The 20,091-nt window shown below is 59.9% G+C and carries 18 protein-coding genes and 1 pseudogene; 4 read left to right on the top strand and 15 right to left on the bottom strand.

Features of this window, described 5'->3' with window-relative positions; translation table 11 throughout:
• Window positions 1-12 precede the first annotated feature (12 nt).
• The 6 genes from ASE04_RS15285 to ASE04_RS15310 all read right to left on the bottom strand — a co-directional run bounded on the left by ASE04_RS15285 (window position 13) and on the right by ASE04_RS15310 (window position 7,668).
• A complete protein-coding gene (locus ASE04_RS15285) occupies window positions 13-1,614 on the bottom strand; it encodes an inorganic phosphate transporter (protein WP_056818662.1) in 1,602 nt (533 codons plus the stop codon).
• A 417-nt stretch (window positions 1,615-2,031) separates the two neighbouring features.
• Window positions 2,032-3,081 (bottom strand): ABC transporter ATP-binding protein, encoded by a 1,050-nt coding sequence (locus ASE04_RS15290; protein ID WP_056818664.1) that lies wholly within the window; start codon window positions 3,079-3,081, stop codon window positions 2,032-2,034.
• 9 nt (window positions 3,082-3,090) lie between these two features.
• Window positions 3,091-4,599 (bottom strand): apiosidase-like domain-containing protein, encoded by a 1,509-nt coding sequence (locus ASE04_RS15295; protein WP_244490415.1) that lies wholly within the window; start codon window positions 4,597-4,599, stop codon window positions 3,091-3,093.
• A 2-nt stretch (window positions 4,600-4,601) separates the two neighbouring features.
• Entirely contained in the window at window positions 4,602-5,468 is an 867-nt protein-coding gene (locus tag ASE04_RS15300) for a carbohydrate ABC transporter permease (protein WP_056818668.1), read from the bottom strand.
• A complete protein-coding gene (locus ASE04_RS15305; protein ID WP_056818670.1) occupies window positions 5,465-6,364 on the bottom strand; it encodes a carbohydrate ABC transporter permease in 900 nt (299 codons plus the stop codon). Before ASE04_RS15305 ends, ASE04_RS15300 begins: the two co-directional genes overlap by 4 nt.
• Before the next feature lie 62 nt (window positions 6,365-6,426).
• Complete coding sequence (locus tag ASE04_RS15310; RefSeq protein ID WP_056818672.1) at window positions 6,427-7,668, bottom strand: ABC transporter substrate-binding protein; 1,242 nt, start codon at window positions 7,666-7,668, stop codon at window positions 6,427-6,429.
• 230 nt (window positions 7,669-7,898) lie between these two features.
• Here ASE04_RS15310 and ASE04_RS15315 point away from each other — a divergent pair, with 230 nt between their 5' ends.
• A complete protein-coding gene (locus tag ASE04_RS15315) occupies window positions 7,899-9,086 on the top strand; it encodes an ROK family transcriptional regulator (RefSeq protein ID WP_056818674.1) in 1,188 nt (395 codons plus the stop codon).
• Window positions 9,087-9,121: 35 nt separating this feature from the next.
• On the opposite strand, the gene ASE04_RS31610 is transcribed toward ASE04_RS15315, so the two are convergent.
• The gene (locus ASE04_RS31610; protein WP_244490416.1) at window positions 9,122-9,892 is read right to left on the bottom strand and encodes an adenylate/guanylate cyclase domain-containing protein; all 771 of its coding nucleotides are present in this window, start codon (window positions 9,890-9,892) and stop codon (window positions 9,122-9,124) included.
• Window positions 9,893-10,151: 259 nt separating this feature from the next.
• On the opposite strand from ASE04_RS31610, the gene ASE04_RS31615 reads away from it, so the two are divergent.
• Entirely contained in the window at window positions 10,152-10,313 is a 162-nt protein-coding gene (locus ASE04_RS31615) for a hypothetical protein (RefSeq protein WP_244490417.1), read from the top strand.
• A gap of 930 nt (window positions 10,314-11,243) precedes the next feature.
• Here ASE04_RS31615 and ASE04_RS15325 read toward each other — a convergent pair.
• The 4 genes from ASE04_RS15325 to ASE04_RS15335 form a co-directional block, all read right to left on the bottom strand.
• Complete coding sequence (locus ASE04_RS15325) at window positions 11,244-11,717, bottom strand: YbaN family protein (RefSeq protein WP_244490418.1); 474 nt, start codon at window positions 11,715-11,717, stop codon at window positions 11,244-11,246.
• Between the two features lie 333 nt (window positions 11,718-12,050).
• Window positions 12,051-14,234 (bottom strand): catalase/peroxidase HPI, encoded by a 2,184-nt coding sequence (gene katG, locus ASE04_RS15330; RefSeq protein ID WP_056818678.1) that lies wholly within the window; start codon window positions 14,232-14,234, stop codon window positions 12,051-12,053.
• A 255-nt stretch (window positions 14,235-14,489) separates the two neighbouring features.
• Window positions 14,490-14,651, bottom strand: coding sequence for a DUF1328 domain-containing protein (locus ASE04_RS30110; protein ID WP_082597358.1), 162 nt, complete (start codon window positions 14,649-14,651; stop codon window positions 14,490-14,492).
• A 76-nt stretch (window positions 14,652-14,727) separates the two neighbouring features.
• Window positions 14,728-15,255, bottom strand: coding sequence for a hypothetical protein (locus tag ASE04_RS15335; RefSeq protein ID WP_056818680.1), 528 nt, complete (start codon window positions 15,253-15,255; stop codon window positions 14,728-14,730).
• Between the two features lie 301 nt (window positions 15,256-15,556).
• On the opposite strand from ASE04_RS15335, the gene ASE04_RS15340 reads away from it, so the two are divergent.
• Entirely contained in the window at window positions 15,557-16,546 is a 990-nt protein-coding gene (locus tag ASE04_RS15340) for a potassium channel beta subunit family protein (protein WP_056818683.1), read from the top strand.
• Here the strand turns inward: ASE04_RS15340 and ASE04_RS15345 are convergent.
• Together ASE04_RS15345 and ASE04_RS15350 are read right to left on the bottom strand one after the other, a co-directional pair.
• Window positions 16,543-17,022, bottom strand: coding sequence for a hypothetical protein (locus ASE04_RS15345; protein WP_056818685.1), 480 nt, complete (start codon window positions 17,020-17,022; stop codon window positions 16,543-16,545). The two genes, ASE04_RS15340 and ASE04_RS15345, sit on opposite strands and share 4 nt — an antisense overlap.
• A gap of 51 nt (window positions 17,023-17,073) precedes the next feature.
• A complete protein-coding gene (locus tag ASE04_RS15350; protein WP_056818687.1) occupies window positions 17,074-17,835 on the bottom strand; it encodes an exonuclease domain-containing protein in 762 nt (253 codons plus the stop codon).
• Between the two features lie 158 nt (window positions 17,836-17,993).
• On the opposite strand from ASE04_RS15350, the gene ASE04_RS15355 reads away from it, so the two are divergent.
• Window positions 17,994-18,467 carry a hypothetical protein gene (locus ASE04_RS15355; protein ID WP_056818690.1) on the top strand — a complete coding sequence of 158 codons (474 nt, stop codon included), beginning with the start codon at window positions 17,994-17,996 and terminating at the stop codon, window positions 18,465-18,467.
• A 3-nt stretch (window positions 18,468-18,470) separates the two neighbouring features.
• On the opposite strand, the gene ASE04_RS31620 is transcribed toward ASE04_RS15355, so the two are convergent.
• A complete protein-coding gene (locus ASE04_RS31620; RefSeq protein WP_082597376.1) occupies window positions 18,471-18,725 on the bottom strand; it encodes a hypothetical protein in 255 nt (84 codons plus the stop codon).
• Window positions 18,726-19,018: 293 nt separating this feature from the next.
• A pseudogene (locus tag ASE04_RS15360) lies at window positions 19,019-20,031 on the bottom strand (aldo/keto reductase).
• Window positions 20,032-20,091: the final 60 nt, after the last annotated feature.

A 20,091-nucleotide genomic window follows, 5' to 3' on the forward strand; every position in this document is an offset into this window, starting at 1 on the left:
TGGAATCGGGCTTCAGAACACCTGACGAAGGATGACGAAGAGCACGAAGGCGATGGCGATGGAGGCCGGCAGCGTCAAAATCCAGGCCATCAGCATGTTGCGCACCGTCGACCATTGCAGGCCCGATCCGTTCGCCGCCATCGTTCCGGCAACGCCGGAGGACAGCACATGCGTGGTCGAGACCGGCAGACCAAGATGGTCGGCCGCGCCGATGGTGACCATGGCCACGACCTCAGCCGCAGCCCCCTGGCCGTAGGTCAGGTGGGTCTTGCCGATCTTCTCGCCGACGGTGATGACGATACGCCTCCAGCCGACCATGGTGCCGAGGCCGAGCGCGATGGCGACCGCGATCTTGACCCAGAGCGGGATGAACTTGGTCGCGTTGTCGACGGCCTTGTGATAGGCGGTGACGGCCTGCAGATCGGCCGGCTCCATGGCGAGAAGCTTCTGCTTGTCGATCAGCTTCAGCGCCTCGCCGATCAGATAGATGTCGTTGCGGACGTTGCTGACCAGATGGGTGGGAACGGCCTCCAGAGTCGGGAAGGCGGCGACTTCGGCGCTTGTCGCGTGGATGAACTGCTGCAAGGCGGGCGTCGTCGCGTCCGTCCAGACCTTGTTTTTAACGGCGTTGCTGACTTCGACGCGGAAGTCGCCGGCCGTGGCACCCTGCTTCACATATTTGCCGAGAGCGATTTCCACCTGGGCGGACGCGCTCTTGTAGGCTTCGAGGTAATTGACGTCTGGGGTGCGGTTGAGCGCGAAGGCGGTGGGGACGAGGCCGATCAGGATCAGCATGATCAGGCCCATGCCCTTCTGGCCGTCGTTCGATCCGTGGGCGAAGCTCACGCCGGTGCAGGTGAAGATCAAGAGGCAGCGGATCCACAGCGGCGGCGGATTGTTGCCTTTCGGCTCCTCGTAGAGCGCCTTGTTGCGCACCAGCACCTTCATGACCAGAAGCAGGATGGCCGAGAGGCCGAAGCCGATCAGCGGCGAGATCAGCAGCGACAGGCCGATATTGGTTGCCTGCGACCAGTCGACACCGCTGGTGGCGCTGCCAACAGGCGCCAGGAACTGGTTGGCGAGGCCGACGCCGATGATGGAGCCGACAAGCGTGTGCGAGCTCGACGAGGGCAGGCCGAGATACCAGGTGCCGAGGTTCCACAAGATGGCGGCGATCAGCAGCGCGAAGACCATGGCGAGGCCCGAACCCGAGCCGACCTGCAGGATGAGCTCGACGGGAAGCAGCGCCAGGATACCGAAGGCGACGGCGCCGCTCGACATCATGACGCCGAGGAAATTGAAGAAGCCCGACCAGATGACGGCGAGTTCGGCCGGCATGGAGCGGGTATAGATCACGGTTGCGACGGCGTTCGCGGTGTCATGGAAGCCATTGACGAATTCGAAACCGAGCGCGATGAGCAGCGCCAGGCCAAGCATGATCCAGGGAACAGCAACAACGCTGGTGAGATCGCGCCCAAGCGCGTAGGCGACATAGCCGAGACCGGCGACAAGCAGCAGGATGATCACTGGAAGAAACCACTTTTTCGAGCTCGCCCCGTGCAACGGGTGGCTTTCGTGATCCCGGCGAATAGTCTCGTTGGTGACGTCAGCCATCTCAGTTCCTCTCTCAGAAGCCGTCCCTTCGAGTTATGCCTGCTGCGTGAACCTCTCATGACAGTTGTCAATTCGTCGTCCCATTGCGGTGCGCCAGAGATGACAACGCCGGCGCCCCAAATACGGGAGGCGACCAAGCTGATACCGCCGTGGGCACCGCTATTCCCTCATCGCCGGAAGCGTTGAAACGTCAACCTTTGCGGCCTCCGCATGACGGAAGGGCAACTGGTCCGCCCGATTGCAAGTGGACCAAACGCAACGTTCAGACTACGTCGCAGGAATTGAGCCGCCCGGCCACACACCGGCTGACGGCGGCGCTTCGCCAAATGGCTGGACGGCTTCCGCTGGCGGTCGCGGCCGTCCACGAACTGTAGTGCCCTGCCCAGCGCTACATCGACATCCTCCCGTCTGCTGATATCAGATACGTCGCCCGCTGCCGTTATCGAAGACGTGCGCTCGCTCGGAGATGAAACTGACAGAGATCATCTGGCCCGGATCGATGCTGAGGCGGTCCTTCGAGACAATTGTGATCTCGTGATCGCCAAGGCGTGCCGTAACATGGGTTTCCGATCCCGTGGGCTCCACGACCAAAACCTCCGCAGGCACCCCGCCGTCTTTGCCGATGACGATATCGTCCGGCCGAATTCCATACGAAACGTCGGTTCCGTCACGCAACTCCGCCGTGTTCGGCACGGTTGCGATACCTGCGACCAGCAGGCCTGCCTGGGTTGCCTTGGCCGGCAGGATGTTCATCGCGGGACTCCCCATGAAGGTGGCAACGAAGAGATTGGCCGGACGATCATAGAGCTCGAGTGGCGTGCCGATCTGCTCGACGCGGCCTGCATTCATCACAACGATCTTGTCAGCCATGGTCATGGCCTCGATCTGATCATGGGTGACATAGACGATCGTCGACTTCAGGCGCTGGTGGAGTGCCTTGATCTCCGCGCGCATCTTGACGCGCAACTTCGCGTCAAGATTGGACAAGGGTTCATCGAACAAAAAGACCTTTGGATGGCGAACAATCGCCCGGCCCATCGCGACGCGCTGACGCTGTCCGCCCGACAGTTGAGCGGGTCTGCGTTCCAGAAGCGGCGTAAGCGATAGGATATCGGCCGCCTTGTCCACCTCCGCCTTGATCTCGGCCTTGCTTTTACCGGCAAGCTCAAGTGCGAAGCCCATGTTCTGGGCAACCGTCATCTGCGGATAGAGTGCATAGTTCTGAAACACCATGGAGATGTCGCGATCCTTGGGTTCGAGGTCGTTGACCCGTCTGCCGTCGATCGAGATATCACCCGAGGTGACTGTTTCGAGACCCGCGATCATGCGCAGCAACGTCGATTTGCCGCAGCCCGACGGGCCGACGAGAATGACGAACTCGCCATCCTTGATCGACACGTCGACACCATGCATGACGGCAACCGCGGCGTAGGACTTCTTCACATTGGAGATTTCGACGGATGCCATTGGCTCACCTCAATCGAGTTTGCGCACGCGCAGTGCGAGATAGGGACGTCCCGGCAGTTCGATGCCGAAGGCCGCGTCCGCCTTGCCGCCTCGCGTGATGTTTCCATGCCGCTGCGGATGCGGAACGAAGGCCTCAATCCGTTCGGCGGGCGTCACCGTCATGTTCCACGTGTCGATGAGATCGACCTCGTAGCGACCATCGTCCGTCGGCAGACCGGTGGTCCACTGGTTCGGCTGGTGCTCGCCGAAATAGAGGTACGACACCTTACCACCGAGGTCCCGGGCGCCCGAAATTCGGCTCCACGGCCACTGGTCATGCATGCCCATCGGCTCCAGGCCTTCGAGCTTGTCGTCCTGCATCAGCTTCAGAAGGAAGCTGATCCGCTTCCAGCTCTCGCCGTGAAGAACGCCGCCCTTGGCCCACCAGATCAAATCGTCGGGATCGACGTAGGTTTCGCCGTGGCCGGCATAACCGCCGCGCATCACCGTGATCCAGAAGCGGTGAACGAGTTCCTCGGCGCTGATATTGCCCCAGCAGTAGATGATGTTGCCTTCGTATTCCGGCTCGTCGTTGACCACAGGCTTGCCATACGCCAGCCGCCATTCCGGCGTCCGCTTCACATCCCAGTTCTGGATGCAGACATGGGTGATCCATGGCTTGCGGTGATCAAAGTTCATGTTCTGATCGCCATTGTGGATCGACCGAAGGTGCTGGACCGGATCGTTCTCTTCGAGGATGTGACAAAAGCGATCCCAGGTCTCGACCGGAATGGTGTCGAGCAGGAAGTCGTACTCGTTCGCCAGCGCCCACCAGACATTGCGGAAGGGGGAGAGGCGAGCTGCGGCATATTCGACGTAGCGCAGGTTCTGCGCCTCGGTCATCGTCGCATAGCCCCAACGGTCATAGGGGTGAAAAAGAATGAGGTCCGCTTCGATCCCAAGGTCACCCAGCCGGGCGATCTGCTTTTCCAGATGCTGGAAGGCCGCAGGGTTGGGACGATCGAAATCGATCCCACCGTCGCTCTTCTGCAGAAACATCGGCTGCAGCGGCTCATTGGTATTGAATGGATAGTCCTTCGGGAAAACGCCCATGCGGATCTTGTTGAAGCCGCTCTTTTCGAGGCTTGCAAGAGTTTGCTCCTGCATATCGAGCGGCTGATGCGTCCAGGCGTAGCAGGTCGTTCCGAATGGAAAATAAGGCGTGCCATCGGCATGAGCGAAATGGAAGCGATTGCGGACATGGACCGGTCCGTGCACGCCATCTCGCGCATCCATCACGGTCAGTTTCCCTTCGCGGCCATCGAGGTCGGCGACGTTGGACGTCGTAACGTAGGTCCACTCGCCAAGCGCATCAGGCATGAAGCGGATCACATACTCGTCGCCGCCGTCATGGAAACCGGTGACACGCACCGAGCGATTGCCCTGCTTGAAGTGCGCATGCAGCGTGACATCAAGATAGGGGTTGCCCTTAGCCGGCGCCTTGAGGCGGGCTTCAAAGATATCGAAGAGATGGGTCATGATCATTCCTTGACGGCCCCGGTCGTCAGACCGGCGACGAAATAACGTTGGAACATGAGGTAGACGATGGCTGCTGGCAGCACCGTCATGATGATGGCGGCGTTAAGCTCGCCGTAGTCGCTCGAGAACTGGCTCTGGAAACTCATCAAGCCGAGCGGAAGGGTCCACATCTTCGGATCCTGGAGGATGACAAGCGCCATGGCGAACTCATTCCAGGTCGCAACGAAATCAAGGATCAGCAGCGCCGAAAGAACGGGCAGCGACACCGGCAGGAAGATCCGTCGGAAGATGGTGAAATGCGAAGCGCCGTCGATGCGCGCAGCCTCCGAGAGCTCCTTCGGCACGGCCGAGAAGAAGCCGTGGAGAATGAACACCTGGTAGGGAATGCCGAAGGCAAGGTAGGGCAGGATGATCCCGGGATAGGTATTGATCAGGCCGAATGCGTTCACCTGCCGGAAGATCGGCGCCAGCATGACCTGGAACGGAAGCATGGTGCCGAACAGGAAGAGGGCAAAGAGCGCCTTGTTCATCCGCATCGGAACCTTGGCGAGCGCATAGGCTGCCATCGCCGAGATGAACAGACCAAGCGGCACCTTAATCACCGTGATCACCACGCCATTGAAGGCCGTGGTCGAGAAATTGCCGCGTTTCCAGGCCGCGACGAAATTGTCGAGGGCAAGTTCGGTCGGCGGCATGAAGGCGCTCGAGCCCATCACCGTGGAATTCGACTTCAGGGAGGTGAAGACGATGAACAGAAACGGCGTGATCCAGATGAGCGCCAGCAGAATGAACGCGATCCACAGCGCGACGAGAACGGGGTCGACCTTTGCGGAATCGACGGGCCGGAAGGCTTGCGAGAACATCTTCATCGCACCATCTCCTCGCGGCGGAACATCCACCGCATGTAAGGCAGGACAATCACCAGCGTGATCAGCAGCAGAACGACGGAAACGGCGGCGCCGCGGCCGAAAACGCCAAGCTGCATGGACTGCGTATAGGCCCACATCGCCAGCATCTGGGTCGACTGGGCCGGCCCGCCGCCAGTCATGCCGTAAACGATGTCAAACGCCTTCAGCGAGTTGATCAGAGAAAGCACGAAGACCACCGTGATGGTCGGCACAAGCGCCGGAAAAGTGACATAACGGAAAACTCCCCAGCGCCCTGCCCCATCGATGCGAGCGGCTTCGATGAGTGTTGTCGAGACGCTCTGGAGACCGGCGAGAAACAACACCATGGAAAAGCCCACGGATTGCCAGACGTGCGCAACGAAGACCGACCAGAGGGCAATCTGCTTGTCGCCTAGCCAATCCATGATCCAGCCGTCCAGATGCCAGCTCGTCAGCAGACTGTTGAAGAGACCGAAGAACGGGTCGTACATCCACTTCCAGATCGTCGCGACGGCGATCGAGGCAATGATGACGGGCAGGTAGAAGATTACCCGCAGGCCCGATTTTCCGGGGATGTTCTGATTGAGCGCAAGCGCCAGGCAGAAACTGATAAGGTTGGGGATGATCACGGCAAAGGCCGTCCACAGGATGGTATTCGTGAGCGCACCCCAGAACACCGGGTCCTGCGTCATGATCGCCCGATAGTTCGCCAGGCCGACGAACTTCGCGTCCGGACTGAGGCCGTTCCAGGACGAGAACGACATGCGGATGACGTCGAACATCGGATAGACGGCAAATAGAAGGTAGACCACCAGAGCGGGCGCGAGCAGGACATAGCCCTGCATCTGCGGCCCCATAGATTGGCGCGCTTTCGACATTTCTTCTTCCAAACCTTATGTGAGGCTCCGCCTGAAACGCGCGGAGCCTCGGCCTTGGGAGGTTATCCTCGATTGGCGATGAAGGTCTGCAGGGTCTTGCCCGCGTCGTCAGGCTTGATGTTGCCGGACGCCACTTCATTGATGACGCGCCAATATTCCGTGGTCACGTCGAGCGGGAATGCCTGGTCGCCGTTCATGTAGATCTTCGTGTACTTGCCGAAGATATCCATCCATTTCTGGTCGAGCGCAGAGACGTTCGAGTACTTGACGTTCGCGTTGACGGAGATCGAGCCGAACGCGCCGAGATTCTCCTGCTGAACCTTGTCGGAGAGCAGATAGTCGAGGAACTTTGTCGCATCTTCGGAATTGGGGCTCTTCGCCGAAACGTAAAGATATTCAGCAAAGCCGTAGAGACGGTCGGTTCCTGTCGGGAACGGGAAGAGATCGAAATTGTCGATCTTCTTGGACTCTGCCAACTGGCTGACCAGCCAATCGCCCTCGACCATCATCGCCGCGCGATTGGCAAGGAAGAGATTGAAGCTCTGCGAGTTGTCGATCCCCATGAACGGCTTGAGAATGTAGTTCTGCGACCAGTCGTTCAGCTCCTGGAAGCTTGCGGCAGCACATGCTTCCGTGCCCCAATCGAGCTTCATGTCCATCAGTTGGTCATGCTTTTCAGCGCCGCACTTGGCTTCAAGGATGACGTCCATCAGGCGCATCAGGTGCCAGTTGACCGTGCCGCCGAATGTCATCGCCGGAATCCCGGCCTGCTTGAGCTTGGCAGCGTCGGCCTTCAACTCGTCATAGGTCGTCGGAGGCGCGGCGATGCCGGCCTTGGCGAACAGCTCCTTGTTGTAATAGATTCCTTCGCCGTGAAAGGTGTACGGCACGCCATTACGTCCGCCGGGATAGATCTTGGAGAAGCTTCCGGCGGTGCCGACGAGACGCTTATCCCAGTCGTACTTCGTGTAAGCTTCGTCCAACGGCTTCGACAGGCCCGCCTTGACGAATTCGCCGCCCAACCCGAGACCTGCCCACATGAAGTAGATGTCCGGCCCCTGGCTGGACTGCGCGGCAACGCGAAGCGCTGCCTTGTGCTCGTCCACGGAGCGGCCTTCCCGCGTAACGGTGACGCCGGGGTTGGCGGCTTCGAATTCCTTGATGATCTTGTCCCACGCCACATTGGCGGAGTTGTTGTCAAAGGTGAGCGTCCAGATTTTCACCTCACCCGCATTGGCGGCGCCCGCAACAAGCGCTGCACTCATCGCCAACGCAGACAGCGTGGCGGTCAAACCATTCTTCATCGAAGCCTCCCTGAGCGGTCCTCTGCCGCCACCACAATCAACCAAACGCGTTCAAAACTGTCAATTACTTTTGTCATTTTAGAATTAACTATGCGGTCATCGCCTATTATTTCGCCTGACTTAATTCACCTGTACATCATAATGCATTGTGCGTATCGGCCATTTCCGCCGATTGAAAAAAGTTGACTCGACGCGCGAGTTCAGTTCAAAACGCAAGAAGGAGGCGGCTCATGCAAAATATCAACGAACTCTTCCTCGACCACGATTCGCCGGCCGGCCGGCTCGTTCGAGGGCTCGCCGCCTTCGGCGCGGCGACAGCGGGGCAGCTTTCAAAATCGACAGGTCTTGGCCGCTCAACGGTTTCAACCGCGCTGACCGAACTGAGGGACACCGGCATCGTCATAGACGTCGATGCCAAGGCCAGCGGCTTCGGGCGGCCGTCTCAGCTGCTTTCGCTTAGCCCAGGATCAGGCCGCTGCGCCGGCGTTCTGCTGGGCCTCGGCGAAATACGCATTGTCATCTGCGACATGACGCATGCGGTGCTATCGGACGTCTGGATTCCGATCCGCCGCGACTACACGCCGGAAGAGGCCGCCGACCAGGTTAGAGATAGCCTGACAACGCAATGCCAATCGCTCGGCATCACCATCGCCGACCTCCTCGGCGTTGGCGTGGCGATTTCCGCGCCACTCAGCTACGACGGCAAGGTGCTGAATGGCGACGTCCTGCCAACATGGGCCGGCGTCGATCTCGCGGAAATATTCTCGACGCGGCTGGATTGCCCACTGCATGCCGAAAACGAGAGCCATTGCGGTGCGCTCGCCGAGATGACCTGGGGCTCGACGGTCGGCGAAAGCGACTTCATCCTCTACAAGTTCGACCTCGGCGTCGGTGGCGCGATCGTGCGTGACGGCGCAGTCGTCCGCGGCGTCAGCGGCAGCGCGGCCGAATTCGGTCACATCGTCCTGGACCCGGAAGGTGCCTATTGTCGTTGTGGCAATCGCGGCTGCCTTCAGACCTATGTCGGCGGTTACCATCTGATCCGCCGCGCCGAGGAATTCAGCGGCCAACCCGTAACCATCGATCAGTTCGTGGAGCGCGCCCGCGAGGGCCGGATCGGCTACAGGCGCTTCATCGAGGATGCTGCCGTAAAGGCCGGCTGGGGCATGGGCATCACGTCGTCGATCCTCAACCCGCCGCTCTTCGTCATCGCAGGCAAGCTCGCGACGATCGGCAAAGCCTTCCTGGAACCGCTGGAGCGGAGCTTCAATCGCCACACGCTGCAGCATCCCGATCTTCCCGGCGTCAGCGCCCCGCGCTTCGTCGTGGCCAAATTCCTCGGGAATGACGATACAGTCATGGGCGCTGTCGCGCTTGTGCTGCGACAACACGGACGAATCGTCAGCCCCACGCCATAAGCAACCGAGTGACAGACGCCAATCTACGACCGCCTTCAGATCGCGCCTCTGAGTTCGAGCAACTCCGTCTGCCCGCTTCGGCCCTTGACGCTGACGACGCCAACCGGAGCGAGTTCGAAAAGCTGGCCGACGGTATCCCGGATCGCGCCACTGACGAGAATCGACGTTCCATACTGCCGATTGAGTCCCTCGAGACGGGAGGCAATGTTCACCGTGTCGCCGATCGCGGTGTACTGTAGCCGCGCCTCGGCGCCGACGCTTCCCACCACCGCAGCGCCGGTGTGCAGTCCGAACCGTGTGATGAGCACGGGGCGTCCGCTCACACTATTCGCGTGGTTCATTGCATCCACCGCTTGCTTCATGGCGAGCGCGCAATGGCATGCGTGTTCGACGTGATCAGGATCATGCAAGGGAGCGTTCCACATGGCGAGGATGGCATCGCCCATGTATTGCACGATCGTCCCGCCGTGACGCTCGACGATCTTGTTGAGGGCCTCGAAATATTCCGACAACAATGCAACGACCTCCTCGGGTGAATTCTCTTCCGAGATGGTCGTGAAGTCGCGGATATCGGTGAAAAGCACGGTGACATCCTGCCGGACCGCGGCGCCGACATTCGCCTGACCTGCAATCACGATCCTGCGTACGAGTTCCCGGGGCACATAAAGCGAGAAGGTACTGATCGCATGTCGTGCCGACCGCAGCGCTTTCGCGAGCGCATTCACCTCGGAAATCCACGAATGGACGATCCGGCTTTCGCGAACCTCCAGTTTTCCCAACTGCGTCGCCTCCTCGGCGAGCATCATAAAGCGATCGGCTGACGAGGCGCGAGATGAAGACCGCCGCCAGGATGCCCAACGCAAGACAGGCTGCGGCGATCGCGAGATTTCGCGTCAATCTCTGTTCGACTGGTCCTACCAGGTCGCTCAACGGCGCGACGATCGCGACCGTGTATTTTCGTCCGAGCCCGGCCACCGCTTCATGAAAGACCTCGGCAAGATATTCGCGCGCTCCTGCCTGAAAATGAGTGACAGTCCCTACCTCCGCACGGCCGGATTCGATCAGATGCGCAACAGCAGGAAGGGCTGGATCGACGTGAGCGAAGTCAGCCAAGGATACCTCCCTGCCACGACGGAGCCTTCCCCTGACTTCGCTCATCAGGTCTCGGTCCGAATGAACCATCAGTTTAACATCCTGATCGAAAACATATGCCCGGGCGTGCTCTGAGACGGCACTGATATCGACGATATCTCCAAGCGTAACGAGCATCACGTCTGCTCCGATCACCACGTGTCGGTTCGCCGCCGTTGGCGTTGCGACTGTCATCGTCAGGAAATTGGTTGATGCCGAGATATAGGGGCCGACGGAGATCGCCTTGCTCACGCCGACAGCGGCCGTGTACCAGGGCCTGGTGCGTGGGTCGAAGATATCATCGCGATCCGCCGCCCTTCTCAGCAGCCGCATATCCTTGCCATAAAACGTCCAGACGGCGTTGGGACCGCCATTCGACCGGTCGATCGTCCGCACCGCGTAGGCCGCCTCGGCAGGCGCATTCATGTCGCTGCGCCATTCGGCATTGTCAGCCGCATCAACGACCTGAACAAAGCTGCCGTCGGGATAACCCGCATAGAGATTATCGACGCGAAAAGAGGATCGGAGCACGTTCAGCAGAAACGCTTCCTTGGTATCCACGTCATACGAAGGTGGCGTCGTCATCTCCGGTACGGCTGACGCCGCGACGATTGCCGAATAGCCTTCCCGGAAGACGTTGCGGTAATCCTCGATGACCCTCAACCCTAGCTGCCGCATCTGGCCTTCGCCCGTTGAGACTGCAGCGAACTTTCCTTGGCTATAGGTGATGAATATCAGCGGCAGCGAGGTACAGGCCAACAGCCCGAGAATGATAACGCTGAGATGCAGCCGTAAGGGCATGGCCCAGGTGACCAAGATCCCCCTCAGCGTCCTCCAATACCCCTGCCCCATAGGCTCCCCGCCTTTGCCCACGCCTCGCAAGCGCGCTCACTTAATCCCGCGCTGGTGGCTGATTGGCTAGATAACCGAATAGGCAGTGATCCGGTCAAGCGCAGTTTCTCTGAGAGAGCGGTGGCGCCGACTGGATGTCAGAATTAAAACAGGCTGTATGGACGGTTCGTGACATCAGTTGCCAGATTCGGCGGCTGTAGATCGACGCGCAGTCGGTCGGGAAACGACATAGGCGGCGCATCCGCAAAGCAAAATCCCGACAAGGAGCGCAAGCCAGACACCTGGAGAAGCGGCGAGGAAGAAGGCGATGTAGCCACCCGACATCCCCAACACCGCAAGAATCTTCGCCTTCAACGGGATCGCCCCATTTTCGCGCCAGGCCCGCAAAGGCGGACCGCACCAACGGTGATTGAGAAGGTAGGCCTCGAACCGAGGAGACGACCGCGCGAAGAACCAGGCAGCAAGGATAAGGAAGATCGTTGTCGGCATCAAAGGGACAATTGCGCCGATGATGCCGAGCGCCGCCATGAGGCACCCTAGCGCGACATAAATGGCTCTCACCACCCAATGCGGTTGGCCTGACGTCGGGGTTACGGAGATATCGGGTTGAGCAGGATCGATCATCGGACTAGATAGGAACCTTCTCACACTGCAATCCGACACCCGAGCGCGGCCAGCCTCGATATGACGCGAAAGACACGCAGCCCCCGTCACGCCGACGCTCTCAATCTAACGCCTCCAGTGTCGCGGGTCACCCTCCCAACTCATTCTTTCTGTTGGTCGAACAACGCAGCGTTCGACCCGACCCATCACCGAGAAGATCAAGCCCTCGACATCGGTAGCGATCGTCGTGCCATAGCGTCGTCCGCTGACCGACGCCGGCCTCCAGCGCGAAGCGCCGCTGCGGGTCGACGGTATCCACAGCAATCTCGATTTAGCCTGGGCGCCTTGCAAAGGGCGCCCAGGCACAATTGTCATCTGTTACCGCCGAGCAAGGTCGAAACGGTCGGCGTTCATCACCTTTGTCCAGGCAGCGATGAAGTCCCGCACGAACTTGTCCTTGGCGTCGGAGGAGCCATAGACTTCAGCAAGAGCGCGGAGCTGCGCATGCGATCCAAAGATCAGATCAACGCGAGTGCTGGTCCACTTCAAGGCGTTCGTCTTGCGGTCGCGGCCTTCGTAAACGCCCTGCTTGCCGGCCGCCGGGGTCCATACGGTTGCCATGTCGAGCAGGTTGACGAAGAAGTCGTTCGTCAACGTCTCGGGCTTGTCGGTGAGGACGCCATGCTCCGGCTGGCCAGCCTTCAGCACGCGCAGGCCGCCGACTAGGACCGTCATTTCAGGCGCTGTCAGCGTCAGCAGCTGAGCGCGGTCGACAAGCGCCTCCTCGGGCTTCAGGAACTGTCGGCGGTTGGCGTTCACATAGTTGCGGAAACCGTCAGCGCGTGGCTCCAGCGCAGCGAAAGACGCAGCATCGGTCTGGGCTTCGGTCGCGTCCATTCTGCCTGGCGTGAACGGAACGCTTGCGCCGGTACCCGCTGCCTTCTCGACGCCGGCATCGCCGGCGAGCACGATGAGGTCCGCGAGCGAGATCTTCTTGCCCGCCGTCTGCGCGGCATTGAAGTCCTTCTGGATTCCCTCGAGAACGGAGAGCACCTTCGCCAGCTGCGCCGGTTGACTGGCATCCCAGTCCTTCTGTGGCGACAGCCGGATGCGCGCGCCATTGGCACCGCCGCGCTTGTCCGAACCGCGGAAGCTCGACGCAGAGGCCCAGGCTGTAGAGACCAGCTCCTGCACCGTCAGACCGGACGCCAGCACCTTCGCCTTCAAGGCTGCCACGTCCTTGTCATCGACCAGCGCGTGGTCCACGGCCGGGATGACATCCTGCCAGATAAGATCTTCGGCAGGCACCTCGGGACCGAGATAGCGTACCTTGGGACCCATGTCGCGATGGGTGAGTTTGAACCAGGCACGGGCGAACGCATCGGCGAACTGATCCGGATTTTCCATGAACCGGCGCGAAATCTTCTCATAGACAGGATCGAAGCGCAGGGCGAGGTCGGAGGTCAGCATCTTCGGCCGGTGCTTCTTCGAAGGGTCGAAGGCATCCGGGATCGTCTCGCCGGCGCCCTTTGCGACCCACTGCTTTGCACCAGCCGGACTGGTTTCCAGCTCGTATTCGTAGCCAAACAGATTCCAGAAGAAGTTGTTGCTCCACTTTGTGGGCGTCGTCGTCCAGGTCACTTCCAGGCCGCTGCCGATCGCATCGCCCCCGACGCCGGTGTTGAACTTGCTGGACCAACCGAGGCCCTGTGCCTCGATCTCTCCGCCTTCAGGGTCGACGCCGACGAAGGACGGATCTCCCGCGCCATGCGTCTTGCCGAACGTATGGCCACCGGCAATGAGCGCGACGGTTTCTTCGTCGTTCATCGCCATGCGGGCGAAGGTGTCGCGGATGTCGCGGGCTGAGGCCAGCGGGTCTGGATTGCCGTTCGGCCCCTCGGGATTGACGTAGATCAAGCCCATCTGCACGGCGCCGAGCGGTTCTGCTAGCTCGCGCTCGCCGCTATAGCGCTCGTCGCCGAGCCATGTGCCTTCGGGACCCCAATAAAGCTCTTCCGGCTCCCAGACATCGGCCCGACCGCCGGCGAAGCCGAAGGTCTTGAAGCCCATGGATTCGAGCGCGACGTTACCGGTCAGGATCAAAAGGTCGGCCCAGGAAATGCGGTTGCCGTATTTCTGCTTGATCGGCCAGAGAAGGCGGCGGGCTTTGTCGAGGTTGACGTTGTCAGGCCAGCTGTTGAGTGGGGCGAAACGCTGCTGACCCTGCCCCGCGCCACCGCGGCCGTCGGTGATGCGATAGGTACCGGCGCTGTGCCATGCCATGCGAATGAACAGGCCGCCGTAGTGTCCAAAGTCGGCCGGCCACCAATCCTGGGAGTCCGTCATCAACGCATGAAGGTCTTGCTTGACCGCATCGAGGTCGAGCGTCTTGAATTCCTCGGCATAATCGAAGGTCGCCCCCAACGGATCGGAAAGACCTGAATTCTGGTGCAGGATCTGAATGTTCAGCTGATCCGGCCACCAGTCACGGTTCCCTCTGCCGCGAGGCGTATTGCCATGGGGCACGGGACATTTGCCGGCGCTATCGGGTTTCTGGTCCATTGTTTTCTCCTCGGTTTCTTGATGCGTCGAAAGCGGGAGGACATGCCGGTCAGCCCTGGATCACAAGGCAATCCCCAGACACCGCGGACCCGCGACCTCCACTTCCATCTTCATAACCGATGCGGACCATAACTCTAAGTTGGAATTACTGATCAAGGCGATAAGCTAAAGCTATCGTCGATGTAAGTTGCAGGCAAAAAATTGGCGCCGCCATTGGGCGACGCCTTCCGCATAGACTTTTTGGATGCCGCCGCGTTAGCGCCTGAGAACTCGCATAGCCAACGACACGACAAAGAGAACCAGGAAAATGAAGAACAGAATCTGGGCGATTGATGCTGATGCACCGGCGATACCGCCAAAACCGAGCACGCCGGCAATGAGTGCAACCACTAGGAATACGAGAGCATAGTAAAGCATTTCCACCTCCGTCATTCTGACCACAGGGAAACGGGGAGGCCGGCGATTGGTTCCGAGACAGGTCCCGGAAGCGTCGCTAGGTCGCTGCGACCGCGCGGCGGCGTGTGAATGCACTGTCGCCATCATAGGGATTCGGCGGCTCCGCCGCGGCAAGGTAGGCGTTCGCGGGAACCGTCAAGGAAAACCAGAGCCCGGCGCCAACCACGAACAGTTGGCCGACCTCATCGCCACCGCCGGCCAGCATGGGCAGACAGGCGGAGATCATGAGCACGATCATCCGCACGACCCACTCGGTCTCCCGCTTTCTGATCGCAAGCGCGGCCATGGCTCGATACTTGCGCGCGTCATATTCGCCGCTCTCGGGTTTCGTCAGAAGTTTCCACGCAGGCGGAAACGACAGCATCAAGAGCGCACCGGCGGCGAGCAGACCCGGTGTTCCGGGAAGAAACCAGCAGCTCACGCCAAGCAGGAACAGGATAACCACGAGGTTCCATATCGGCCCAAGCGCTTCAGGAGAACGACCGCTTCGCCGATGCCAGACCTGAAGCATCCACGACGCTGCCTGAAGCATCGGCTGATCAACAAAACGATTGATGAATTCCATAACGTGCCCTTCGCTCGCCCGCGCGGCTAACAACCAGACAATTCCGGCATGAGCGTGGCGCGGTCGATCGTTTTGGAACCTGCGCAAGGTTTTGGCGACCGGGCGCATCCGAAGCACCTTCAGCTTCCGGAGCGGACGTCCCCAAAAGGGCGCCAGCGACTGGGGTTAATGCTTAGCGACGTTTTGGGGCGACGCATTTCCATCATGCTTCAGCATGCAGATCGGGCTTGCGCAGTCGCTGCAGACTCCTAGATTGACCCAATCAACCGTTTTAGCTGATTTGTTTTATGGAGGTTTCATCATGGAATATCGTCGTCTCGGAAAATCTGGCCTCAAGGTCAGTGAGTTCTCATTTGGCTCGTGGGTGACCTTCGGCAAGCAGGTCGATGGCGGGGATGCAGTCGAGCTGATGAAACTCGCCTATGACAACGGCGTGAACTTCTTCGACAATGCCGAGGGCTATGAAAGCGGCAATTCGGAGGTCGTCATGGGCAATGCGCTCAAGACGCTCGGATGGAGCCGCGACAGCTATATCGTCTCGAGCAAGGTTTTCTGGGGAGGACAAAAACCGACGCAGCGCGGGCTTTCGCGAAAGCACGTCACCGACGCCGCACACGCCGCTCTGAAGCGATTGCAGGTCGACTATCTCGATCTCTACTTCTGCCACCGCCCCGACATCGACACTCCGATCGAGGAAACCGTGCGGGCAATGCACGATCTCGTGACGCAGGGCAAGGTTCTTTACTGGGGAACATCCGAGTGGTCCGCGCAGCAGCTGACAGAAGCCTACGCGGTGGCGCGTGACCTGCGCATCACCCCACCGACGATGGAGCAGCCGCAGTACAACATCTTCGAGCGCCAGAAAGTTGAGGCCGATTATCTGCCCCTTTACGACCTGCTCGGCTTGGGAACGACGATCTGGTCGCCGCTCGCATCAGGCGTCCTGACCGGGAAATATAACAGCGGCGTCCCCGATGGCAGCCGCATGAACCTTCCCGGCTACGAATGGCTGAAGGAAAAACTGTCCAGCCCGGCGGGCCGTACTCAACTCGAGCATGTTCGTCAGCTCGCGAAGCTCGCCGATGAGATCGGAGTTTCCATCACGCATCTTGCCTTGCTTTGGTGCCTGGCGAACCCCCGTGTCTCGACCGTCATCCTCGGCGCATCGCGGAAAAGCCAGTTGGAAGACAATCTGGCTGCACTGGCGAACAAGGAAAAGGTCACTGCGGACGTGCTCGCGCGGATTGACGCCATTGTCGGCAACAAGCCTGCGGCACCGCAGCGCTTCTAACGGATCGGAATCTCGGCGGTCGGGACAGGAGCGCGTAGCGCATCGACTTCGGTCAATCGCTCGCACTCTTCCCGATACGCGCGCTCCATGCGCATCAACCTTCGCTCCGGCAAGGGCCTCTCCTCCCGGATGAAGGCAATCATCTCATCGATGTCGTCGCCGCCTCCGGGAGCATCTCCCAATGGCAGGGCACGTCGCTGTCGCAGCTTCTGCGCCCAGTAACGGATTTCTCGCTCGGCTGGAGGATACCAAGCGCCCAGACGATAGAGCCGATATTCGGTCCTCGCCCAGGCTGGCGGAGAACTCCCGTCGATCTTGAGCACAGCGGATGTATGACTATGGTCTCCATCCTCGACATCAGGATCACCGAAGAACCACGCGTACAGCCACGGCTCGCTGTCTGCGGGCTGTTCCAGCAGCCACCCTTCAAGGATCGGGGCTGTCGCCAGTTCAGCTTCACTTGGTGCCGGTGTCATCGCTCTTTGTTCTCCATTGGCATTCCCGCCACTATTGAAAGCGCAGCACAATCACAGAAGTCGGTCCTGCACCACCTCAATCGCTTGTCCGGAAACATTTTCACCACGACGGCGAAGTTCGCTGTTCGCCGAGAACCTGACATCAATGTCCTTGTTCCGGGTGAACTCGATCAAGGCATCCGACGTAAGCCGATCCCACGATCTTCCGCGGTCTGGTCCGGATGGCACCCGTGGCAGCAATCCGGGCTCGAGGCTCCAGGCAAGCAGTTGCTCAAGTGACGCCTCATTCAGAAGGTCACGCAGATGATGGGCAGTTACATACGCATCAGGCATCGCACGATGCGCTGGAAGACCGATCTCGTGCACCAGCCCGACCGGCATGCGCTGGTATCGCAGCATCTGGTTCGAGAAGCGGGGAAGATCGGGCCATACGCGCAACGCACACTTCCATGTACAGATCCACGGAGACCCTCCGGTCATGCTCGGTCTGCAGTAACGCTGTTCGAACGTTGCGCGATGGGCCGCCAGGGCCGTAACGCCGCCGACCGGTCGAAGCACACTCGGAGCGACCTGCTTCCACAGTGGTGCGTCTGCGACCTGCTCGTCGAGGATGTGGTGTACCGCCATCGTATCCGGAGAGATCGGACGACCCGGGTTGACGAACCGCGCGCCGCGATCCTCGCCGACCTGCCAGCGTCCATCTGCACCAAGGGCGACATCCTGCCACCCGATCTCGCAAACGTCGTTCGCGCCGTTTCCGCCGGTTTCGAGATCGATAACGCGTATGCGTGGATTTTCGGTCGTGCTCAGCATGACGAGTTATGTAGTGCGCCAGGCGCGATAGCGCACGCCGGCGTGCCATCTTCCCGAAAAAAGCCGAACCAAACACCTTCAAAAGCACGACCACGACCCGCCGACCTTGCATGCGGACGATCCGTGCATTAGCTCATGACTGGAATGGAGCAGGCCAAATGATCCTCTTGTTACTCGCAGTTCCGATCGTGCTGGTATGCTATTTCCTGTTTCCCCGCCCAACGTTATTTGCCCTGATCGTCGTTATCTTCGTGGCAGCCGTCGTCGCGACATATGTCTATCTGCAGCAATCCGACCGCAACGACTCGGCTAGCCTGGTCGTGGGTACGAGCAAGGGGACCGACGGTTGCCTCGATCCAGCGAAGCCTGTCTTTGTTCAGTTCACCAACGGCTCCGAACGTCAGGCGAATGTGATACGTTTCCGGTTGCTCGCAAAACGCCCGGGCTTCAGCATCGAGGCATATTCCGACTATCTCACCAGCTACAAGATCATCGAGCCTCGTGGAACCTACGGAACATGCTGGGCTCTCAACCACTATAGAGGTCTTGAAACACTACCAGGCGGGCCGTCGCCAAAAGATCTGGAATGGTCGGTCGAAATCTCGTCTGTCGATTTCGCGAGCGATAACTAGTCGCTACTCGATATAATAGTCCTGACCAACGTTTTGGTAGGTCAGCTTGAGAGTCCCATCGGGCTGAACGACATAGCGTTCCGATACCCGATAACCAAATTTTCCGAGGAAGGTGTGCTTTACCACGGCACCCGGCCTGTAAGGAGAATGGATTACCCTGCCATTGTATGTCAGACTACCTGGCAGGGGCTGGATTTCTGCGGATGAAGTGGTACAGCCGGCAGCTCCAGCCGCCAACGCTGCGATTACAATTGCCATCTCAATTCGCGCTCGGCGTGCCATCGAACCCGCCTCCTCGTCCTCAAGACGCCATCGTTGCTTCGACGTGGAAGTTCAACGGTGCAGTCTACCTACAATACGCCTCAGAACCCGTCGTCATAGTGCTTTGCTGTCGCACCTGATTTCCCTTCCTGGCTGAAGGAATTCGGACGCCATGTACCTGCTGTGACCCAATCCACTCTATCGCGGTACGCAATTCATGCCGGCGCGTGCGCCTACCTCGATTTCACGGTAAAGCCTCGCCCACACAAAGGTGAACGGGGCTTTTATTGTCAGCCCAGGAACGGCAGAGGCGCATCCGGGTTGACGAGGCTGGCCTGACGGATTTCGCGCCAGAAATCGGCGGGAACAACCTCGTCCAGAGCCGCCCGATCCTCCGCGATGCGCCCAGGCTTGCTGGCGCCGGGGATGACGGCCGCGACCGCCGGATGCGCAAGCGAGAATTGCAGGCCCGCTGCCTTCATGCTGATACCGTGACGATCCGCGATCGCCTTGATCCGTGCCACCCTGTCGAGGATTGCAGGTGTCGCCGGCGCATATTCGAAATTCGGGCCGCCTACCAGCGCGCCCGAGCTATACGGGCCGCCAACGACGATGCCGAGACCACGTTCGGCAACCTGAGGCATGAGGCGCTGAAGCGCTCGATCGTGATCGAGCAGCGTGTAGCGGCCCGCCAGCAGGAAACCATCCGGACGAGGACCGTCAAGTGCAAGCAGCAACTCGATAGGCTCGACGCGATTGACGCCGAGGCCCCAGGCCTTGATCACCCCTTCGTCGCGCAACCGGTCCAGCGCCTTGAAGGCACCCTTGCGCGCACTTTCGAACACACTGAGCCACTCGTCGCCATAAAAATCCTGGGCAACGTCATGAACCCAGGCGATCTCGATACGATCCGTCTTCAGCCGCTTCAGGCTGTCCTCGATCGAGCGCAGGGTGGCATCTTCCGAGTAGTCGTTGACGATCTTGTTGGGGCGACCGTACTTGAAGACATCGCCCTTTTCGCCTAGATCGCGCGCGCTGACGTCCTCGATCTCATCGAGAATGACCCTGCCGACCTTGGTGCCGATGACATATTGATCGCGGGGCTGTCCGCGAGCGCCTCGCCCATGCGGATCTCGGCGAGACCGGCGCCGTAGAAGGGCGCATTGTCGTAAAAGCGGATGCCGTCCTTCCATGCAGCCTCGACTGTTTCGATCGCTTCCGGTTCCGGAATGTCGCGAAACATGTTGCCAAGCGGAGCGGCACCGAAACCGAGCTTGCTCGGCAGAATATCCTTCAGAGTCATTATCTTATCCTTTCGTGCCGGCGACGTGACCAGGGCCGGCCCCTGTTGAAAGAAGAGATA

The sequence above is a fragment of the Rhizobium sp. Root708 genome (assembly GCF_001429725.1).
Lineage (GTDB): Bacteria > Pseudomonadota > Alphaproteobacteria > Rhizobiales > Rhizobiaceae > Rhizobium.

Coding starts and splice junctions, on each gene's coding strand:
- ASE04_RS31610 (WP_244490416.1), bottom strand. CDS start 9,892: ATGATGCTCGCCGAGGAGGCGACGCAGTTGGGAAAACTGGAGGTTCGC.
- ASE04_RS15345 (WP_056818685.1), bottom strand. CDS start 17,022: ATGACACCGGCACCAAGTGAAGCTGAACTGGCGACAGCCCCGATCCTT.
- katG (WP_056818678.1), bottom strand. CDS start 14,234: ATGGACCAGAAACCCGATAGCGCCGGCAAATGTCCCGTGCCCCATGGC.
- ASE04_RS15295 (WP_244490415.1), bottom strand. CDS start 4,599: ATGACCCATCTCTTCGATATCTTTGAAGCCCGCCTCAAGGCGCCGGCT.
- ASE04_RS15350 (WP_056818687.1), bottom strand. CDS start 17,835: ATGCTGAGCACGACCGAAAATCCACGCATACGCGTTATCGATCTCGAA.
- ASE04_RS15310 (WP_056818672.1), bottom strand. CDS start 7,668: ATGAAGAATGGTTTGACCGCCACGCTGTCTGCGTTGGCGATGAGTGCA.
- ASE04_RS15290 (WP_056818664.1), bottom strand. CDS start 3,081: ATGGCATCCGTCGAAATCTCCAATGTGAAGAAGTCCTACGCCGCGGTT.
- ASE04_RS15285 (WP_056818662.1), bottom strand. CDS start 1,614: ATGGCTGACGTCACCAACGAGACTATTCGCCGGGATCACGAAAGCCAC.
- ASE04_RS15355 (WP_056818690.1), top strand. CDS start 17,994: ATGATCCTCTTGTTACTCGCAGTTCCGATCGTGCTGGTATGCTATTTC.
- ASE04_RS15340 (WP_056818683.1), top strand. CDS start 15,557: ATGGAATATCGTCGTCTCGGAAAATCTGGCCTCAAGGTCAGTGAGTTC.
- ASE04_RS30110 (WP_082597358.1), bottom strand. CDS start 14,651: ATGCTTTACTATGCTCTCGTATTCCTAGTGGTTGCACTCATTGCCGGC.
- ASE04_RS15335 (WP_056818680.1), bottom strand. CDS start 15,255: ATGGAATTCATCAATCGTTTTGTTGATCAGCCGATGCTTCAGGCAGCG.
- ASE04_RS15300 (WP_056818668.1), bottom strand. CDS start 5,468: ATGAAGATGTTCTCGCAAGCCTTCCGGCCCGTCGATTCCGCAAAGGTC.
- ASE04_RS15305 (WP_056818670.1), bottom strand. CDS start 6,364: ATGTCGAAAGCGCGCCAATCTATGGGGCCGCAGATGCAGGGCTATGTC.
- ASE04_RS15315 (WP_056818674.1), top strand. CDS start 7,899: ATGCAAAATATCAACGAACTCTTCCTCGACCACGATTCGCCGGCCGGC.
- ASE04_RS31615 (WP_244490417.1), top strand. CDS start 10,152: ATGCGCAACAGCAGGAAGGGCTGGATCGACGTGAGCGAAGTCAGCCAA.
- ASE04_RS31620 (WP_082597376.1), bottom strand. CDS start 18,725: ATGGCAATTGTAATCGCAGCGTTGGCGGCTGGAGCTGCCGGCTGTACC.